Source organism: Streptomyces sp. NPDC111802 (assembly GCF_055634335.1).
Window position 1 is genome coordinate 29,000 of record NZ_JBVKCZ010000051.1, and the last position, 18,282, is coordinate 47,281.

Genomic DNA, 18,282 nt, shown 5'->3' on the forward strand with positions numbered 1-18,282 from the left:
ATCCACCGTCGCGGTGAGTCGATCAACGGGTCCAACACCTGCTCGGCACGGATTCACGCACCCGCGTTGTAAGTTCGCCGCATGCCCGCCCCCACTCACCTCGACCCCCGCCTCCTGCGCGGCTTCCTCGCCGTCGCCGAGGAGCTGCACTTCACGCGGGCCGCGGCCCGGCTGTACATCGCCCAGCAGGCGCTCAGCCGGGACGTACGGCGGCTGGAGCGGGAGTTGGGTGCCGAGCTGTTCGTCCGCACGACCCGGCAGGTCACGCTGAGCGCCGACGGTGAGCGGCTGGTGCCGTACGCCCGCCGTGCCCTCCAGGCGCAGGACGACCTGCTCGCCGCCTTCGGCCAGGCGCGCCCGCTGCTGGTGGACCTCAACTCCCCGGGCCTGGTCACCGGTCGCAGGGTGCTCCACCGGGCCCGCGCGCTCGCCCCCGACCAGGAGCTGATGGCCCGCTACGAGAGCGGCCTGACGGGCGCGGCCGGCGAGATGGTCGCGGGGCGGCTGGACGTGTCCTTCGGACGGTTCGCCGGACTGGACCCGGCACTGCGGGCGGGCCTGGACCACCAGCCGGTGCGCTACGAGCCGATGGCGGTCCTGCTGCCCGAGGATCATCCGCTGGCCGAATTGCCACAGGTGCCGCTCGCCGCGCTGGCCGGCGAGACCGTGTACGCCGGCGCCGGAAACCCCCGTACGCCGGAGTGGACGGACCTCGGACGGCGGCTGTTCGAGGGGCGGGGCATCGCGCTCGCCGCGCCCGCGCCGCTCGCCGTCGGTGACGAGGAGTTCCAGCGGATCATGGCCAAGACGCGGAACCCGATTCTCGTCGTGGTGGGTTTTCCGGCCATGCCGTCGACGGTGCTGCGTCCGCTCGTCGATCCCGTTCCGCTGTCACCTGTGTCGCTGGTGTGGCGAAAGGGGCTGGTCCATCCCGGATTCGACGCTCTTCGACGGGCGGCGGCCGAACTCTCGGCCGAGGAGGGGTGGCTGCGCAGACCCGCCGAGGGATGGATTCCGGCCATCGATTCCGCCACTATGGAGGCTCACAATTGACACGCGGCAACCACCAAACCTCCGCGTGCGCTACATTCGTGGCCTGAGCACATTGTGGTAAAGGGGGGCGCTCGGCCGGGTGGGGGCTCGGTACGGCGACGGGTGCTCAGTGTCGTACGCGCACCCAGAACGGTCCCGTGGGGGGATGTGCGTGCGTGTGAAGAAGTGGCGAGAAGACGCCCAACCGGAGTGGCCCGAGGTTGCATCGGGGTCCTGGTCCGGCGGCGGTTCTTCCACGGGGGGTTCGAGGGCTGACACCCAGGCCTTCCCGGTGACCGGGGAGACCGAGGTGGTCGGCATGCCCAGTCCGGGCCAACGCTCCCGATCCGAAGCAAAGGAGACGGAGATACTCCACGGTGGCGGGCGTGCCTCCTCGGGCGCCGATGAGACTGAGATCCTGCGAGGCGGCCCGCGGGCGTCCGCGCCGGCATCCGATGCCGACCGGACCGCTGTCCTGCCGTCGGTCGGGGGGACGGCGGAGACACGCCGGCCTCGCGGCGGCGCGGGGGAGATACCCCGGCCCGCTCCCGGCGGGACGGCCGACGGCTGGTCGGCCTTCGACCGGCCCTCGTCCCGGAGCGGCGACGGAGGGACCACGACGGCCGGCGAGACGCGTCGCGGCCCCGCTGTCCGCGACCCCTGGAGCGAGCCGGACGAGGCCGAGGCGCCCCGGGCTTCCACGCAACCGGGCGGGTCCGGCGCGACCCACGATCCGCACGAGGTCACCGTCCAACTCGACGGGATAGCCCTCCAGCTCGACGGCATGATGCGCGCGGCCAAGGACGGCCCGCGCGGCGGCGACGGCTCCGACGGGCCGGTGTTCGTCGACGAGTCGGGCCGCCGCAGCCGCCGTTTCCGCCGTATCGGCATGGCCGTCGGCCTCGCCTGCGCGGTCTACGCCGTGGTCATCGTCGCCACCCTGCTGTCCGGCAACTCCGACGCGCCCTGGCTGCCCGTCGAGAGCCCCAAGGAGCAGCCCGCCGGCAAGGTCGACACCCCGCCGCTGCCCGCCGAGTCGGCACCGCAGCCGACCGCCACCGGCAGCGTCTCCCCGGGCACTTCGCCGACAGCGGCCGGCACCGGTACGACCGCGTCCCCGGACGCCGACGCCGGCGCGCCCGACGCGTCCGCCGGCGCCGAGAACCCCGGCACCTCGCCCGAACCGAAGCCGAGCGTGACGAAGACCACCCGCAACCAGGGGACGAACCCCACCCCGGATCCCGATCCGACCACCGAGCCCACCACCGGCCCCGACCCCGACCCGAGCCCGACGGACGGCGGCGGCCCCACCCTGGAGCCGACCGATCCCGCGACCACCGACGAACCCGCAACCGGGACGGTCGCGAACGGCCCGAGCGACCCCACGCCCATCGCGCAGGAGCCGGACTCCACCGTCTCCTCGCCCGCCGCCCCGTCCCCGGAGTACTCCCTCTGATGGCATCCCGCACCCGCCGTCACGGGCCCGCGACCGGAGCCCCCGACGGCTCCCGGCGCCGCCGTGTGCCCATGCGCCTGTTGCTGCCCTCGCTCGTTCTCGTCGCGCTGATGGCGATGTTGATGCTGCGGGGGTATGTGCACAGCGAGATCCTGGCCGATCACCGCGTCCGTCCGCCCGCCTCCTCCGACCAGGTGCCGGAGAAGATCCTGAGCGGCGGCCCGGTCATCGACACCCGCAGCGGCCGCACCGAGAGCCTGAGCCTGCAGGACCACCGACTCGTCCTCACCTTCGACGACGGCCCGGACCCGACCTGGACCCCGAAGGTCCTGGACATGCTCAAGAAGCACGACGCACACGCGGTCTTCTTCGTCACCGGGACCATGGCCTCGCGCTATCCGGACCTGGTCCGGCGCATGGTCGCAGAGGGCCACGAGGTCGGCCTGCACACCTTCAACCATCCCGACCTCTCCTACCAGTCGAAGAAGCGCATCGACTGGGAGCTGTCCCAGAACCAGCTGGCGATCAGCGGCGCGGCCGGCATCCGCACGTCCCTGTTCCGGCCGCCGTACTCCTCCTTCGCCGACGCCATGGACGACAAGTCCTGGCCGGTGACCGAGTACATCGGCAAGCGCGGCTACATCACGGTCGTCAACAACACCGACAGCGAGGACTGGCGCAAGCCCGGGGTCGACGAGATCATCCGCCGGGCCACCCCCAAGGGCGGCAAGGGCGCGATCGTCCTGATGCACGACTCCGGCGGCGACCGTCACCAGACCGTCGAGGCGCTGGACCGGTTCCTGCCGGACCTGCAGGCCAAGGGCTACGAGTTCAACAACCTCACCGAGGCCCTCGGCGCCCCCAGCGCCCACACCGAGGTCACAGGACTCGAGCGGTGGAAGGGCAAGGCCTGGGTCTTCCTGGTCCAGGCGTCGGACAACATCACGGCCGTCCTGGTGGTCGGCCTGGCGGTGATCGGCTTCCTGGTCATCAGCCGCTTCGTGCTGATGCTGCTCCTGTCGGCAATCCACGCACGCCGGGTGCGGCGCCGCGGCTTCCGCTGGGGCGCGCCGGTCACCGAACCGGTGTCGGTGCTGGTCCCGGCGTACAACGAGGCCAAGTGCATCGAGAACACCGTCCGTTCGCTGATGGCGAGCGAGCACCCGATCGAGGTCATCGTCGTCGACGACGGATCCAGCGACGGCACGGCCCGGATCGTCGAGGCGATGGGCCTGCCGAACGTCCGTGTCGTCCGCCAGCTCAACGCGGGCAAGCCCGCGGCGCTCAACCGCGGCCTGGCGAACGCCCGTTACGACCTGATCGTGATGATGGACGGCGACACCGTCTTCGAACCCGCGACGGTCCGCGAACTGGTCCAGCCCTTCGGCGACCCGCGGGTCGGCGCCGTCGCCGGCAACGCGAAGGTCGGCAACCGCGACTCCCTCATCGGCGCCTGGCAGCACATCGAGTATGTGATGGGCTTCAACCTCGACCGCCGTATGTACGACATGCTGCGCTGCATGCCGACCATCCCGGGCGCCGTGGGAGCGTTCCGCAGGTCGGCCCTGGAGCGGGTCGGCGGCATGAGCGACGACACGCTCGCCGAGGACACCGACATCACCATGGCGATGCACCGCGACGGCTGGCGCGTCGTCTACGCCGAGAACGCGCGGGCCTGGACCGAGGCCCCGGAGTCGGTCCAGCAGTTGTGGTCGCAGCGCTACCGGTGGTCGTACGGCACGATGCAGGCGATCTGGAAGCACCGCAAGGCACTGGTGGAGAAGGGACCCTCGGGCCGCTTCGGCAGGGTCGGCCTGCCGCTGGTGTCGCTGTTCATGGTGCTGGCCCCGCTGCTGGCCCCGCTGATCGACGTGTTCCTGCTCTACGGCCTGATCTTCGGCCCGACGCAGAAGACCATCGGCGCCTGGCTCGGAGTCCTGGCCATCCAGGTGGTCTGCGCCGCGTACGCCTTCCGCCTGGACAAGGAACGCATGACCCACCTCATCTCACTCCCGCTCCAGCAGATCCTCTACCGCCAGCTCATGTACGTCGTCCTGCTCCAGTCCTGGATCACCGCCCTCACCGGCGGCCGCCTGCGCTGGCAGAAGCTGCGCCGCACGGGTGTCGTCGAGGCGCCCGGCGGGCCCGTACCGCGGCAGCGGACGGCGGGCACGCGTGACGGTGATCGGAGGCCGGTCGGATGACGCACGGATACCAGCCGACGGGCACGGGCGCCGAGGCCGGGCCGTCGGAGCCCGTATGGCCATCGGCGCCGTACGTCGTACCGCAGCAGCGCACGACGGAACCGGAGCCGGCCCCCGCCGCTCCCGAACCCCCCGCGCCGGCACCCAGGAAGCCCGGCCGGGACCGCTATCTGGACCTGCTGCGTTCGATGGCCCTGGTCCGCGTGGTCGTCTACCACCTCTTCGGCTGGGCCTGGCTGACGGTGCTGTTCCCGTCCATGGGCGTGATGTTCGCGCTGGCCGGCTCGCTGATGGCCCGCTCCCTGAACCGCCCGGCGTGGGGTGTGATCCGGGGGCGTGTCCGCCGCCTCCTCCCACCCCTGTGGGTGTTCAGCGCGGTGGTGCTGACGTTGATGTTCGCGGGCGGCTGGAACCCGATCAAGGACCCGGACCACGGCGGCACATGGGCCCTGGTCGACCTGATCAACTACATCGTCCCGATCGGCGCACCGCCCTTCCCCTGGCACATCGGCTCCCAGTCGGGCCTGCTGGAGGACACATGGGCGGTGCAGGCGGCGGGTGTGCTGTGGTACCTGCGGGCCTACCTGTGGTTCGTCGTGGCGTCCCCCCTGCTGCTGTGGGCGTTCCGCAGGGCACCCTGGCCGACGCTGCTCGCCCCGCTCGGCCTGACGGCGATCGTGGGCACGGGAGTTGTCTCGATCCCCGGCGAAACGGGCAACGCCGTCACGGACTTCGCCGTCTACGGCAGCTGCTGGGTCCTGGGCTTCGCCCACCACGAGGGCCTTCTGGCGAAGGTCCCGCGCTATGTCGCCGTCTCCTGCGCGACGCTGGTGATGGCCTTCGGACTGTGGTGGGCCTCGGGCCACCTCGGCCCGGACGGCTGGGACCTCAACGACATCCCGCTGGCCCAGGCGACCTGGTCCTTCGGCTTCGTCGTGATCCTGCTCCTGTACTCCCCGTCCTGGCAGGAGCTGCCCGGCAGACTCGCCAAGTGGGACAAGCTGGTGACCCTCTCCAACAACCGAGCGGTCACCATCTACCTCTGGCACAACCTCCTGATCATGGCCACGGTCCCGATCCTCGACCAGCTCTACGACCTGCCCTTCATGCAGGACGAACGCGCGACGGCGGCACTGGACTCGACGTACATGATCTGGATGTTCTTCCTGGTCTGGCCCCTGATCGGGCTGGCGATCCTGGCCGTGGGCTGGGTGGAGGACATCGCGGCGAAGCGCAGCCCGCGGCTTTGGCCGAACGGCACGAAGAGCAAGCGGGGGAGGGCGGGCCGGGCCGGGCACCGCGCGCAATAGGGGCGAAGAGGGCGGAGAGGACGACGAGGAGGACGACGAGGAGGCGGTACAGCACGAAGCCGCCGGCCTCTTCGTCCTCAACGGCCGACCGGCGTACCCGCTGTCGGACCCCCGTGGAACACTGACCGGGTTGCGGAAGTGAACAGAGCCGCCGGGGTGGGCCGGTGGGAACGGGGTGACTGGTGAGCAAGCGGCAAGTGCAGAAGATGCTGCGGTTGATCGCGAGTGGGGAGCCCGTCGAGCTCACCAGTCCCATGGCCTCCGTGAAGAAGCTCGCCAGGCTTGCCTTCATCGCCCAGCAGTTCGGGTACGAGTACATGGACGTACGGCAGAGCGGCGGGCGGAACAACGCGCTCGTCATGTTGATCGCGCCCGACCCGAGCCCCCAGGCCCGCGCCCGCGCCGCGCAGAACTGGGCGCAGTATCCGAACGCCGGTGACGGGGTCTCCGTACCGCCCCTCGTGCCCGACGCGCACGAGCTCCTCAAGGCTCGCATCAACTTCGACCTCACCGGCAAGCACGCCGAGAAGAAGATGTGGTGGGCGGCGGGGGGCATCACCCTCGGGTTCGTGGTCGCCGTCGCCCAGACCGGTGGGGAAGGCGGCGCCATCCTCATCTCCGGCCTCGGGTGGGCCGGGCTCATCGCCCTGCTCGGGATCGGGCTCGTCGTGACGCGGAAGCGGAACGCCAAGTTCGCCGCCCGGCTCCAGGCCGCCGGGTTCATGCCGGTTACGGAGCAGGGCGGGCGGGTGCGGTATCTGCCGCCGGGCGGGCAGCTGCCGGGGCATGGGAATCCGTTCGGCAACACCGGTCCGTACGGCCATCAGCCCTCGGCCGGTCCCTACGGCAACCAGCCTCCGGCCGTTCCGTACGGGCAGCAGTCTCCGGCCGGCCCGTACGGCAACCAGCCGCCGGCCCCCGCCCCCGCCGGTTACGGCCAGCAGCCACCGACTCCCTATCCCGCTCAGCCCGCCCCCGGCCCATACGCCACCCCCCAGCAGCCCCAGCAGCCCCAGCACCCCCAGCAGCCGTACGGCCACCCGCAGCCGCAGCCCTACCCCCAGCAGCAGACCCCCCAGCCGCCGTACCCTCAGCAGAACCCGCAGCAGAACCCCCAGCAGAACCCCCACTGGCAGCCCCCGCAGCAGTACTGACGCCCACGGCCGGCAAACCTCTCATCCCCCCTCCCCGCCCGGTGAGAGCAAAGTTCCTTTCCGGTCACCCGGGGCCACAGCGTGGAAACGCGCCCTCCCTACCTTCGGGGTCAGCCACTCGTAGACGTGGCGCGACCGAGCCCGAAGACCGTGGAGGCGTCATGACAGCCCCTAGTACAGCCCCCGTCGCGAGCCGGGGAGGCCGCTGGATCGAGCACTGGGACCCCGAGGACGAGACGTTCTGGAACGAGACCGGGGAGAAGACCGCTCGCCGGAATCTGTTCTTCTCCGTGCTCTCCGAGCACATCGGGTTCTCGATCTGGACCCTGTGGTCCGTGATGGTGCTCTTCATGGGGCCGGAGTACGGGCTCACCCCCGCCGACAAGTTCACCATCGTCTCGATGGCCACGCTGGTCGGCGCCATCGTCCGCGTGCCGTACACCTTCGCCGTCGCCATCTTCGGCGGCCGGATGTGGACCGTCATCTCGGCGAGTCTGCTGCTCGTGCCGACGGTCGCCGCGTTCGTCGTGATGGAGCCGGGGACGTCGTTCGGCACCTTCCTGGTGTGCGCGATGCTGGCCGGCGTCGGCGGCGGGAACTTCGCCTCCAGCATGACCAACATCAACGCCTTCTTCCCGCTCCGCAAGAAGGGCTGGGCGCTGGGGCTCAACGCCGGCGGCGGCAACATCGGCGTGCCCGTCGTGCAGCTCGTCGGTCTCGCGGTCATCGGTGCCAGCGGAGGCCCGCGCCTCCTCCTCGGGATCTACATCCCGCTCATCGTGATCGCCGCCGCCCTCGCGTGGCTGAAGATGGACAGCATCTCGTCGGTGAAGAACGACACCGGCGCCGCCAAGGATGCCGTGAAGGAGGCCCACACCTGGATCATGTCCTTCCTCTACATCGGCACCTTCGGTTCGTTCATCGGCTACAGCTTCGCGTTCGGGCTGGTGCTGCAGACCCAGTTCGGCCGTACGCCGCTCCAGGCCGCCTACGTCACCTTCATCGGCCCGCTGCTCGGCTCCCTGATCCGTCCCGTCGGCGGTGCGCTCGCCGACCGGTTCGGCGGCGCGAAGATCACGCTGTGGAACTACGTCGCCATGGCCGCCGCGACCGCCGTCATCATCGTGGCCTCCATGCAGAAGTCGCTGCCGCTGTTCACCACCGCGTTCATCGCCCTGTTCGTACTGAGCGGGGTCGGCAACGGCTCGACCTTCAAGATGATCCCCGGCATCTTCCACACGAAGGCCCTCGCCAAGGGGCTCGAAGGTGACGAGGCTGCCGCCTACGGCCGCCGGCTCTCCGGCGCCTCCATGGGGCTCATCGGCGCGGTGGGCGCGCTCGGCGGGCTCGGCATCAACCTCGCCTTCCGCCAGTCCTTCCTCAGCGTGGGCTCCGGCACCGGCGCCTTCGTCGCCTTCCTCGCCTTCTACGGTCTCTGCTTCGCGGTCACCTGGGCCGTATACCTTCGCCGCCCGGCCGCCTCCGAGACCCACGCCACATCGGCGACGGAGACAAAGCCGCAGCTCAGCTACGCCGAGGTGTGACGTAACACCGCCGACATCAAGCCGAACCGAGCCTGTCACGCACCGTTGACAGGCTCGATCGGCATGCAGGTGGGAGCAGCAGCAGCATCATCGGAATAGCCACCCGGGTACGACCACCGACGCAAGCACCACAACTCGAGTGCGGGACGAGAGTTTATGTACGACGAACAGCAGCAACCCGACCACGGGCCCCTCGCCGGGTTCACCGTGGGCGTGACAGCCGCGCGCCGCGCCGATGAGCTCGGGGCGCTGCTCCAGCGGCGCGGCGCCGCCGTCCTGCATGCCGCTGCCCTGCGGATCGTGCCGCTCGCCGACGACAGCGAGCTGCTCGCCGCGACCAAGGAGATCATCCAGCGGAAGCCGGACGTCGTGGTCGCCACGACCGCGATCGGCTTCCGGGGCTGGATCGAGGCGGCCGACGGATGGGGGCTCGGCGAGGACCTGCTGGAGCGGCTGCGGGGGGTCGAGCTGCTCGCTCGCGGGCCCAAGGTCAAGGGCGCGGTGCGGGCCGCCGGGCTGACCGAGGAGTGGTCGCCGTCCAGCGAGTCCATGGCCGAGGTGCTGGACCGGCTGCTGGAGGAGGGCGTCGAGGGGCGTCGTATCGCCATCCAGCTGCACGGTGAGCCGCTGCCCGGGTTCGTGGAGGCGCTCAGGGCCGGGGGAGCGGAGGTGCTCGGGGTGCCGGTGTACCGGTGGCTGCCGCCGGAGGACATCGGGCCGGTGGACCGGCTGCTGGACGCCGCGGTCTCCCGGGGGCTGGACGCCGTGACGTTCACCAGCGCTCCGGCGGCCGCGTCCCTGTTGTCCAGGGCGGAGGAGCGCGGGCTGCGCACGGAGCTGCTGGCGGCCTTCGCCCACGACGTCCTTCCGACCTGCGTCGGGCCGGTCACCGCGCTGCCGTTGCAGGCTCATGGCATCGACACGATCCAGCCCGAGCGCTATCGGCTCGGGCCGTTGGTCCAGTTGCTCTGCCAGGAACTCCCCGGGCGGGCGCGCTCGTTGCCGATCGCCGGTCATCGGGTGGAGATCCGCGGGCACGCGGTCCTGGTGGACGGGGTGCTGCGGCCCGTGCCGCCCGCGGGGATGTCCCTGCTGCGGGCGCTGTCCCGGCGACCGGGGTGGGTGGTCGCGCGGGCCGATCTGTTGCGGGCGCTGCCGGGGGCCGGGCGGGACGAGCACGCGGTGGAGACGGCGATGGCTCGGCTGCGTACGGCTCTTGGGGCGCCGAAGCTGATCCAGACGGTGGTGAAGCGGGGGTATCGGCTGGCGTTGGATCCGGCGGCGGACGCCAAGTACGCGGACGTGTGAACCTCAAGCGCCGGACGGGCTGGTTGAAACCGACCGGCGCTGACACCGGCCGTACCCCACCAGTGCCACACCCAGGCACCCCAGCGCCACCGTCGACAACACCGCCCGCACCGCATTCCACGCCACCCACGGATCCTCGAACTCCTCCCGCAGCGCCGCCGGATCCCCGGCCCCCGCAAGCCCGTCGTTCAGCGGAATGTTGAAGGCGACCGTGACCAGGAACGCCGACCCGTACGCCACCAGCGCTCCCCACACCCACCACCGGTACGGCTCCCGGCGCAGCTGCCACGCCGACACGGCCGTCAGTGCCGGCGCGCCCAGGAAGCTCGCCAGGAACACCGGGTTCTGGATCACGTCGTTGATGTCGCGCATGACCTCGACGTACACCCGGTCCTCGCCGCGTGCCAGCGCCGGCATCACGGCGCAGGCGAAGATGTAGAAGGCCCCGGCGATCAGGCCCGTCGCGACCATGGCCGCGCCCAGTACGGTTCCGGCGAGTGCGTTGCTTCGTCGTGTCATGGCTCTCAGTCAACGGGCCCGGCGGCCCCCCGAACATGGCCGTCACGCGCACTCGCATACGCGGTCGTCCAGCGCCGACCGCCGGTACGAGGGGTTCCGGCCCCGTCGGCGGGCAGGCACTGTATGAGGGAACGGTTCCCCAGCTCTCCTCTCGGCATCTCACCGGCCCCTCATGACCGGGGTGACCCCTAGGCGGTGACAGGCACATGGCACTGGGTACGGCACCGGGTACGGCCACGGACGCGTACGAGCTGCGGTTCGGCGCCGGGCGGATCTGTCTGGATCTCCTCGCGACCACGCATCCCGACGAACGGTTCGACTCCCTGGAGGTGTTGTGCGCGTGGATCACCGGCACCGGTCTCGTCCCGCCGGGCACCCCGCTCGCCCATGCCGACGCCTCCTGGCTCGTGGACTTCCGCGAACTGCGCGGGCGTATCGGCCAGTTGGTACGCGGCTGCCTCGCCCCCGAGCCCTGGCCGTCGTACGACATCGCGCTCGCCCGGGTGAACGACATCGCCCTCGCGCCGCCCCCGGCCCCCCGTGCCGTACGGGGTGAAGACGGCACTCTCGTACGTCGGTTGGATCATCCGCCGGAGTGCCCCGCCCTGCTCGGTGCCATCGCCAGGGACGCCGTGGAGCTGCTCACCGATCCCGTCGCGCGGGCCGGGCTGAGGGAGTGCGAGGGGGACAACTGCCCGATCGTTTATCTCGATACGTCCCGGGGGCGCAGGAGGCGCTGGTGCTCCAGTGAGGTCTGCGGGAACCGCGAAAGAGTGGCCCGGCACCGTCGTCGCGCGGCACTCGCGCGAGCCTGACCGACCGTTATGCGGCTTCTGTGGAACCGCTGTCGAAGTGATTTCGATTACATGCCGTTTACCTACGCAGCCGTAGGGAAGCTTCCAGTCGATCTTGCCGATGTGACGGAAATGTAAAGATCGCACGGTGGGAATGTGCTGGCATGTCCCGCTCGTCACGTCACTCCGAAGAAAACTGTCGCCTCACTTTGAACACTCAACGGGCCGCTTCCGTACGGGTAGTCGAGCGACCGACTGGGGGAACCCCCGGACATCGGAGGTGGGCGTGCGCAAGGATTCCGTCGTGGCCAATGAACGTGGATCGAGGGCCCGACATCGCATGTCCCAGCCCTCGGAACCTGATGAGGAGCTGATGCGTGCGCTGTACAGAGAGCACGCCGGACCCCTCCTGGCGTATGTCCTTCGACTGGTCGCCGGTGACCGGCAACGAGCAGAGGACGTCGTGCAGGAGACGCTCATCCGTGCCTGGAAGAACGCCGGACAGCTCAATCGAGCGACCGGATCGGTACGCCCCTGGCTGGTGACGGTCGCCCGGCGCATCGTCATCGACGGCCACCGCAGCCGGCAGGCCCGGCCGCAGGAGGTCGATCCGTCGCCGCTGGAGGTCATCCCCGCGGAGGACGAGATCGACAAGGCGCTGTGGCTGATGACGCTGTCGGACGCACTCGACGACCTGACCCCCGCCCACCGGGAGGTCCTCGTGGAGACGTACTTCAAGGGGCGTACCGTCAATGAGGCGGCCGAGACGCTGGGCATACCCAGCGGCACCGTCCGCTCTCGGGTCTTCTATGCCCTGCGGTCGATGAAGCTGGCTCTGGAGGAGCGGGGGGTGACGGCGTGATGAGTGTTTACGGGGGAAACCAGGGATTCGGTAGAGGCGGTTCGGGTATGTCTGGATCCATGAGCCCCATGCCGGGACATCCGGTCCCGAGCGAGCACGAGACCGTCGGCGCCTACGCCCTCGGAATCCTCGATGACGCCGAGGCGACCGCATTCGAGGCTCACCTCGCGACCTGCGAATGGTGCGCCCAGCAGCTGGACGAACTCGCGGGGATGGAGCCGATGCTGGCCGCGCTCGCGGACCTGCCCGGTTCCGGTTCGCCCGCGATCGGCGAGTCCCTGTCGGCGAAGCCCAGCCCGCGCCTGGTGAACAACCTCGTCGACGAGGTCGCCGAGCGCCGCGCCCAGAAGCGCCGGCGCAGCTTCTACATGGTGGCCGCGGCGGTCGCTCTGATCGTCGGCGGTCCGGTCGCCGCGATCGCGACGACGGGCAGCGACTCGGGCGGCGGCAGCGGCACCAACCGGACCGTCGCGGCGAGCCCCGCCAAGGACCTGTTCGACAGCATCGAGGACAAGGTCTCGGGGAGCGACTCGAAGACCGGGGTCACGGCGACCGTCGCCATGCAGGAGAAGCCCTGGGGCATCGAGACGGGCCTGGAGCTCAAGGGCGTCAAGGGCCCGCTCAAGTGTTCCCTGATCTTCGTCGGCAAGGACGGCCAGCGCGAGACGGCCTCCTCCTGGTCCGTCCCGAAGTGGGGCTACGGCATCCCGGACGCCGAGACCGAGCAGGCCAGGAACCCGCTCTACATCAGCGGCGGCGTGTCCATGGCACCCGACGAGGTCGATCACGTCGAGGTCATGACCTTCGACGGAAAGAAGCTCGTCGAGGTCGACGCGTAGTCGACGTAGCTTTTCCGGGTCCCCTTCGCGTACGGTTGACGGCTGCCCAGCACGTCAGAAGGGGGCCCGGTGGCCGCTCAGGCTCAGCAGGAAACCGCGCTCGAAGACTCCCTGAGAGATCGGGAGATCAGCGTCGAACAGGAACACCTGGACCGGGTGTACCGGCGGCTGGAGGAGAAGATCCACGAGGCCGAGTTCCTGATGAACGACGCGGCCAAGCGTGGCCAGGTCGGTACGCCCGGCGCGCTCGCCGAGCGGGACGCGCAGGTCTTCCGCGCGGGCGTCCACCTCAACCGGCTCAACAACGAGTTCGAGGACTTCCTCTTCGGCCGTATCGACCTGCTGCCCGGCAAGGACGGCAAGAAGGGGCCGGACGGCGCCTACACCGCGGTCGAACCCGCGGAGGGCGCCGTCCGCGACGACAACTCCGCCGACATCGCCGAGACCCTGCACATCGGCCGCATCGGCGTGCTCGACCAGGACTACGCCCCGCTGGTCATCGACTGGCGCGCCCCGGCCGCGGCGCCCTTCTACCGCTCCACCCCGGTCGATCCGGGACGGGTCGTACGGCGCCGGGTCATCCGCTCCAAGGGCCGCAAGGTGCTCGGCGTCGAGGACGACCTGATGCGCCCCGAGCTCAAGGCCTTCCTCGGCGGGCACGAGCTGCCCGTCATCGGCGACGGCGCCCTGATGGCCGCCCTCGGCCAGGCCCGCACCCACACCATGCGGGACATCGTCGCCTCGATCCAGGCCGAGCAGGACCTGGTCATCCGCGCCCCCGCCGCCTCGGTGACCTATGTCGAGGGCGGCCCGGGCACCGGCAAGACGGCCGTCGCCCTGCACCGCGCCGCCTATCTGCTCTACCAGGACCGGCGCCGGTACTCCGGCGGCATCCTGATCGTCTCGCCGACCCCGCTGCTGGTGGCGTACACCGAGGGCGTGCTGCCGTCGCTCGGTGAGGAGGGCCAGGTCGCCATCCGCGCGATCGGCTCCCTCGTCGACGGCGCCGAGGCCACGCTGTACGACTCCCCGGCCACGGCACGCGCCAAGGGCTCGTACCGCATGCTCAAGGTGCTGCGGAAGGCGGCGCGGGGCGCGCTGGAACAGGGGCCGGGCGCCCGGACCGCCTCCGGTGGCGCGGGAGCGGACCGCCACGGGCAGCTCGCCTTCGGCGGGGACACCGAAGCGCCCGCCGGGCCCCCCACCCGGCTGCGGGTGGTCGCCTTCGGGCGCCGCCTGGAGCTGGAGGCCGACGCGCTGGAACGTATCCGCCGCAACGCCCTCGGCGGTACGGCCCCCGTGAACCTGCTGCGCCCGCGCGCCCGCAAGCTGCTGCTCGACGCCCTGTGGGCGCAGTCGGGCGGCGCCACCCGGCACACCGACCCCGAGCTCGCCGCCGAGCTGCGCTCCTCCTTCGACGAGGACGTCACCTCGGAGGACAGCTTCATCGCCTTCCTCGACGCCTGGTGGCCGGAGCTCACCCCGAAGGCCGTCCTGGACGCGATGGCCGACGAGCGCCGCCTCGGCCGCTGGGCCCGCCGGATCCTCAACCCCGGCGAGATCCGCAAGGTGGCCCGCTCGCTCAAGCGGGACGGCCTCTCCGTGCACGACATCGCCATGCTCGACGAGCTCCAGGCGATCCTCGGCACCCCGGCCCGCCCGCGGAAGAAGCGCGAACTGGACCCGCTCGACCAGCTCACCGGCCTGGAGGAGCTGATGCCGGTGCGCGAGGAGTCGCAGCGCGAGCGCGCCGAGCGGCTGGCGCAGGAGCGGGTGGAGTACGCCCACGTCATCGTCGACGAGGCCCAGGACCTCACGCCGATGCAGTGGCGGATGGTGGGGCGCCGGGGCCGGCACGCCACCTGGACGATCGTCGGCGACCCGGCCCAGTCGTCCTGGTCCGACGTGGACGAGGCGGCCGAGGCGCGCGACGAGGCCCTCGGCACCCGCCCGCGCCGCCGCTTCCAGCTCACCGTGAACTACCGCAACCCGGCCGAGATCGCCGACCTCGCGGCCAAGGTGCTGGCCCTCGCGATGCCGGGATCGACGGCACCCTCGGCGGTCCGCTCCACCGGCGTCCGCCCCCGCTACGCCGTCGTACGGGACTCCCTTGCACAGACCGTCCGCGAGGAGGCCGCCCGGCTGCTGGACGAGGTCGACGGGACGATCGGCGTCGTGGTCGCCATGCAGCGGCGCGAGGAGGCGGCCAAGTGGCTCTCCGGGCTCGGCGACCGGGTCGTGGCGCTCGGCAGCCTGGAGGCGAAGGGCCTGGAGTACGACGCCACGGTCGTCGTCTCCCCGGCGGAGATCGCGGACGAGTCACCGGCCGGACTGCGCGTGCTGTACGTCGCGCTGACCCGGGCCACCCAGCAGCTGACGGTGGTCTCGGGGGAGCGGGACGAGCCGGACGCGTCCGGGGTGCCCGACCTGCTCAGAGATTGATCCGGATGAACCACGGTTACGGGAATGGCCTTACGGGATCCGTTTGTTAGCCTGGGTGTGGCACCGGCTCGATCCAAGCCCCCGGGCCCAACCTTCGTCGCTACGAGCGACCATTTGCCGCGAGGCGAGCATGGCGGGCCGGTGTCATGAACGTAGAGAAGGGACCCACGTCACCATGTGACGTGGGTCCCTTTTCATGCGAAGACGTGGCGAACAATACGTTCGCAATTCAAGCCCGGCTAACTCCTACCCGGCGGTAGGTGCGACGATCGGACGGCATACCCAGCGTCACACGGTGAAAGCAGAGGAAGTCGGCCATGGCAACGGCGCCCAGCGTCTCCTACTCGATGACGGTCCGGCTGGAGGTGCCCGCGAGTGGAACCGCGGTCTCCCAGCTCACCGGGGCCGTCGAGTCCCACGGAGGCTCGGTCACCGGCCTCGACGTCACCGCCTCCGGGCACGAGAAGCTCCGGATCGACGTCACCATCGCCGCCACCTCCACCGCGCACGCCGACGAGATCGTCGAGCAGCTGCGCGGCATCGAGGGCGTCACCCTGGGCAAGGTCTCGGACCGTACGTTCCTGATGCACCTCGGCGGCAAGATCGAGATGCAGTCCAAGCACCCCATCCGCAACCGTGACGACCTGTCCATGATCTACACGCCGGGTGTGGCCCGCGTCTGCATGGCCATCGCCGAGAACCCCGAGGACGCGCGGCGCCTGACGATCAAGCGGAACTCCGTTGCGGTCGTGACGGACGGCTCGGCCGTGCTGGGCCTGGGCAACATCGGCCCGAAGGCCGCGCTGCCCGTCATGGAGGGCAAGGCGGCCCTGTTCAAGCGGTTCGCCGGTATCGACGCCTGGCCGCTGTGCCTCGACACCCAGGACACCGACGCGATCGTCGAGATCGTCAAGGCCATCGCCCCCGGGTTCGCCGGCATCAACCTGGAGGACATCTCCGCCCCGCGCTGCTTCGAGATCGAGGCGCGGCTGCGTGAGGCCCTCGACATCCCCGTCTTCCACGACGACCAGCACGGCACGGCGATCGTCGTGCTGGCCGCCCTGACCAACGCACTTCGCGTGGCGGGCAAGGCGATCGAGAGCATTCGCGTCGTCATGTCCGGCGCCGGCGCGGCCGGTACGGCCATTCTCAAGCTGCTGCTCGCGGCGGGCGTGAAGAACGCCGTCGTCGCCGACATCCACGGTGTCGTGCACGCCGGCCGTGAGGACCTGCGTCAGGCCCCGGTCGACTCGCCGCTGCGCTGGATCGCCGACAACACCAACCCCGAGGGCCTGACCGGCACGCTGAAGGAGGCCGTGCGCGGCGCGGACGTCTTCATCGGCGTCTCGGCCCCGAACGTGCTCGACGGCGACGACGTGGCCGCGATGGCCGACGACGCGATCGTGTTCGCGCTCGCGAACCCGGACCCCGAGGTCGACCCGGCAATCGCCCGTCAGACGGCCGCAGTTGTGGCCACGGGCCGCTCCGACTTCCCCAACCAGATCAACAACGTGCTGGTCTTCCCGGGCGTCTTCCGCGGTCTGCTGGACGCCCAGTCCCGCACGGTCAACACGGACATGATGCTCGCGGCCGCGAAGGCGCTGGCGGACGTGGTGACCGAGGACGAGCTGAACCCGAACTACATCATCCCGAGCGTGTTCAACGACAAGGTCGCGGGTGCGGTGGCCGGGGCGGTGCGGGAGGCCGCCAAGGCGGGGTCCCCGGCGACGTCGGCCCAGTAATCACCGGGGTGTCGGTGCCTCACAGCCCCGAAAAGTGTGTGTGGGCTGTGAGGATCGCCACGGCAAGCCCTTGTGACGGCGCGTCGTGGAACCTGGGGCCTCTGGAGGCCGTTTATCGTGACGGCCAAGCTCAGGCCCTCTCTTCGTGTGACTCCCAAGGGTGTTCTCACGACTCCTCCGGGCGCCGGATTGGCTTTCCCGCCGCAGGTAGGGGCAGGATGCGTCTCTGGGCGCGAGGGTCTGACGACGGACCCGGGTCCCGGGTCTCACCGAGGACCCTGGCAGCATCGACATCGCTGTGCCCGACATGCGGCTCCGCCGCGTGGCACGCCTCAAGGCAAATGAACACGGGAGTAACAACATGAACCGCAGTGAGCTGGTGGCCGCGCTGGCCGACCGCGCCGAGGTGACCCGCAAGGACGCCGACGCCGTACTGGCCGCGTTCGCCGAGACGGTCGGCGAGGTTGTCGCCAAGGGCGACGAGAAGGTCACCATCCCCGGCTTCCTGACCTTCGAGCGCACCCACCGTGCCGCTCGCACCGCCCGCAACCCGCAGACCGGCGACCCGATCCAGATCCCCGCCGGCTACAGCGTGAAGGTCTCCGCGGGCAGCAAGCTCAAGGAAGCCGCGAAGGGCAAGTAAGCGCTCCGCTTCGAGCGCCGGGGACCGGGCGCCGTTGGTGTCTGAGCGCCGTTTGTGTCTGCCGGCCCGTTGTGGCTGGTCGCGCAGTTCCCCGCGCCCCCGGGGCTGTGCCCCTGCGGGGCGCGCCCCGCAGCCGAACGCCGAAGGGGCGGCCACCCGGAATCGGGTGGCCGCCCCTTCGGCGTACGTACGGGGCGAGGCCCGTCAGCCGAGTGCCTTGCCCGGCAGCTCGACCTTGGCGCCGAGCTCCACGAGCTTCTCCATGCTGTGCTTGTCCGGGGGCAACCCCGGGCCCCCGGCCGAGCCCGGCGTTGCGCTGGGCCGGGGCCAGGAGCTGCCGTCAGCCGAGTGCCTTGCCCGGCAGCTCGACCTTGGCGCCGAGCTCCACGAGCTTCTCCATGCTGTGCTTGTCCGGGGGCAACCCCGGGCCCCC

At 70.6% G+C, this 18,282-nt stretch carries 14 protein-coding genes; 13 read left to right on the forward strand and 1 reads right to left on the reverse strand.

Annotated features, from left to right (window positions below; all coding sequences use genetic code 11):
- Positions 1-81: 81 nt before the first annotated feature.
- The 7 genes from ACZ7NC_RS38040 to ACZ7NC_RS38070 all read left to right on the forward strand — a co-directional run bounded on the left by ACZ7NC_RS38040 (position 82) and on the right by ACZ7NC_RS38070 (position 10,008).
- Entirely contained in the window at positions 82-1,053 is a 972-nt protein-coding gene (locus ACZ7NC_RS38040) for a LysR family transcriptional regulator (RefSeq protein ID WP_471495476.1), read from the forward strand.
- A gap of 298 nt (positions 1,054-1,351) precedes the next feature.
- Complete coding sequence (locus tag ACZ7NC_RS38045) at positions 1,352-2,488, forward strand: DNA polymerase III subunit gamma/tau domain-containing protein (RefSeq protein WP_471495478.1); 1,137 nt, start codon at positions 1,352-1,354, stop codon at positions 2,486-2,488.
- On the forward strand, positions 2,488-4,692 hold the full coding sequence (locus ACZ7NC_RS38050) for a polysaccharide deacetylase family protein (RefSeq protein WP_471495480.1): 2,205 nt from the start codon (positions 2,488-2,490) through the stop codon (positions 4,690-4,692). The genes ACZ7NC_RS38045 and ACZ7NC_RS38050 overlap by 1 nt, the downstream gene beginning before the upstream one ends.
- Positions 4,689-6,002: an acyltransferase family protein gene (locus ACZ7NC_RS38055; protein WP_471495482.1), complete on the forward strand. Its 1,314-nt coding sequence runs from the start codon at positions 4,689-4,691 to the stop codon at positions 6,000-6,002. Before ACZ7NC_RS38050 ends, ACZ7NC_RS38055 begins: the two co-directional genes overlap by 4 nt.
- 182 nt (positions 6,003-6,184) lie before the next feature.
- Positions 6,185-7,156: a hypothetical protein gene (locus ACZ7NC_RS38060; protein ID WP_471495483.1), complete on the forward strand. Its 972-nt coding sequence runs from the start codon at positions 6,185-6,187 to the stop codon at positions 7,154-7,156.
- A 161-nt stretch (positions 7,157-7,317) separates the two neighbouring features.
- Positions 7,318-8,700: a nitrate/nitrite transporter gene (locus tag ACZ7NC_RS38065; protein ID WP_471495485.1), complete on the forward strand. Its 1,383-nt coding sequence runs from the start codon at positions 7,318-7,320 to the stop codon at positions 8,698-8,700.
- A 156-nt stretch (positions 8,701-8,856) separates the two neighbouring features.
- Complete coding sequence (locus tag ACZ7NC_RS38070) at positions 8,857-10,008, forward strand: uroporphyrinogen-III synthase (RefSeq protein WP_471495487.1); 1,152 nt, start codon at positions 8,857-8,859, stop codon at positions 10,006-10,008.
- Positions 10,009-10,011: 3 nt separating this feature from the next.
- Here ACZ7NC_RS38070 and ACZ7NC_RS38075 read toward each other — a convergent pair whose 3' ends face one another.
- Complete coding sequence (locus ACZ7NC_RS38075; protein WP_471495489.1) at positions 10,012-10,527, reverse strand: anthrone oxygenase family protein; 516 nt, start codon at positions 10,525-10,527, stop codon at positions 10,012-10,014.
- A gap of 206 nt (positions 10,528-10,733) precedes the next feature.
- On the opposite strand from ACZ7NC_RS38075, the gene ACZ7NC_RS38080 reads away from it, so the two are divergent.
- The 6 genes from ACZ7NC_RS38080 (at position 10,734) to ACZ7NC_RS38105 (ending at position 17,849) form a co-directional block, all read left to right on the forward strand.
- Positions 10,734-11,342, forward strand: a complete 609-nt coding sequence (locus tag ACZ7NC_RS38080) for a CGNR zinc finger domain-containing protein (protein WP_471495491.1) — start codon at positions 10,734-10,736, stop codon at positions 11,340-11,342.
- A 319-nt stretch (positions 11,343-11,661) separates the two neighbouring features.
- Entirely contained in the window at positions 11,662-12,183 is a 522-nt protein-coding gene (locus ACZ7NC_RS38085; protein ID WP_010039908.1) for a sigma-70 family RNA polymerase sigma factor, read from the forward strand.
- A 59-nt stretch (positions 12,184-12,242) separates the two neighbouring features.
- Positions 12,243-13,022, forward strand: a complete 780-nt coding sequence (locus ACZ7NC_RS38090; RefSeq protein WP_471495493.1) for an anti-sigma factor family protein — start codon at positions 12,243-12,245, stop codon at positions 13,020-13,022.
- A gap of 69 nt (positions 13,023-13,091) precedes the next feature.
- On the forward strand, positions 13,092-15,464 hold the full coding sequence (locus ACZ7NC_RS38095) for a HelD family protein (protein ID WP_471495495.1): 2,373 nt from the start codon (positions 13,092-13,094) through the stop codon (positions 15,462-15,464).
- Positions 15,465-15,781: 317 nt separating this feature from the next.
- Positions 15,782-17,206, forward strand: coding sequence for an NAD-dependent malic enzyme (locus ACZ7NC_RS38100; RefSeq protein WP_471495497.1), 1,425 nt, complete (start codon positions 15,782-15,784; stop codon positions 17,204-17,206).
- 361 nt (positions 17,207-17,567) lie between these two features.
- A complete protein-coding gene (locus ACZ7NC_RS38105; RefSeq protein ID WP_007498188.1) occupies positions 17,568-17,849 on the forward strand; it encodes an HU family DNA-binding protein in 282 nt (93 codons plus the stop codon).
- The last annotated feature ends 433 nt before the right edge of the window (positions 17,850-18,282 follow it).

Coding starts and splice junctions, on each gene's coding strand:
- ACZ7NC_RS38080 (WP_471495491.1), top strand. CDS start 10,734: ATGGCACTGGGTACGGCACCGGGTACGGCCACGGACGCGTACGAGCTG.
- ACZ7NC_RS38105 (WP_007498188.1), top strand. CDS start 17,568: ATGAACCGCAGTGAGCTGGTGGCCGCGCTGGCCGACCGCGCCGAGGTG.
- ACZ7NC_RS38090 (WP_471495493.1), top strand. CDS start 12,243: ATGAGCCCCATGCCGGGACATCCGGTCCCGAGCGAGCACGAGACCGTC.
- ACZ7NC_RS38065 (WP_471495485.1), top strand. CDS start 7,318: ATGACAGCCCCTAGTACAGCCCCCGTCGCGAGCCGGGGAGGCCGCTGG.
- ACZ7NC_RS38045 (WP_471495478.1), top strand. CDS start 1,352: ATGCCCAGTCCGGGCCAACGCTCCCGATCCGAAGCAAAGGAGACGGAG.
- ACZ7NC_RS38100 (WP_471495497.1), top strand. CDS start 15,782: ATGGCAACGGCGCCCAGCGTCTCCTACTCGATGACGGTCCGGCTGGAG.
- ACZ7NC_RS38055 (WP_471495482.1), top strand. CDS start 4,689: ATGACGCACGGATACCAGCCGACGGGCACGGGCGCCGAGGCCGGGCCG.
- ACZ7NC_RS38085 (WP_010039908.1), top strand. CDS start 11,662: ATGTCCCAGCCCTCGGAACCTGATGAGGAGCTGATGCGTGCGCTGTAC.
- ACZ7NC_RS38070 (WP_471495487.1), top strand. CDS start 8,857: ATGTACGACGAACAGCAGCAACCCGACCACGGGCCCCTCGCCGGGTTC.
- ACZ7NC_RS38075 (WP_471495489.1), bottom strand. CDS start 10,527: ATGACACGACGAAGCAACGCACTCGCCGGAACCGTACTGGGCGCGGCC.
- ACZ7NC_RS38040 (WP_471495476.1), top strand. CDS start 82: ATGCCCGCCCCCACTCACCTCGACCCCCGCCTCCTGCGCGGCTTCCTC.
- ACZ7NC_RS38050 (WP_471495480.1), top strand. CDS start 2,488: ATGGCATCCCGCACCCGCCGTCACGGGCCCGCGACCGGAGCCCCCGAC.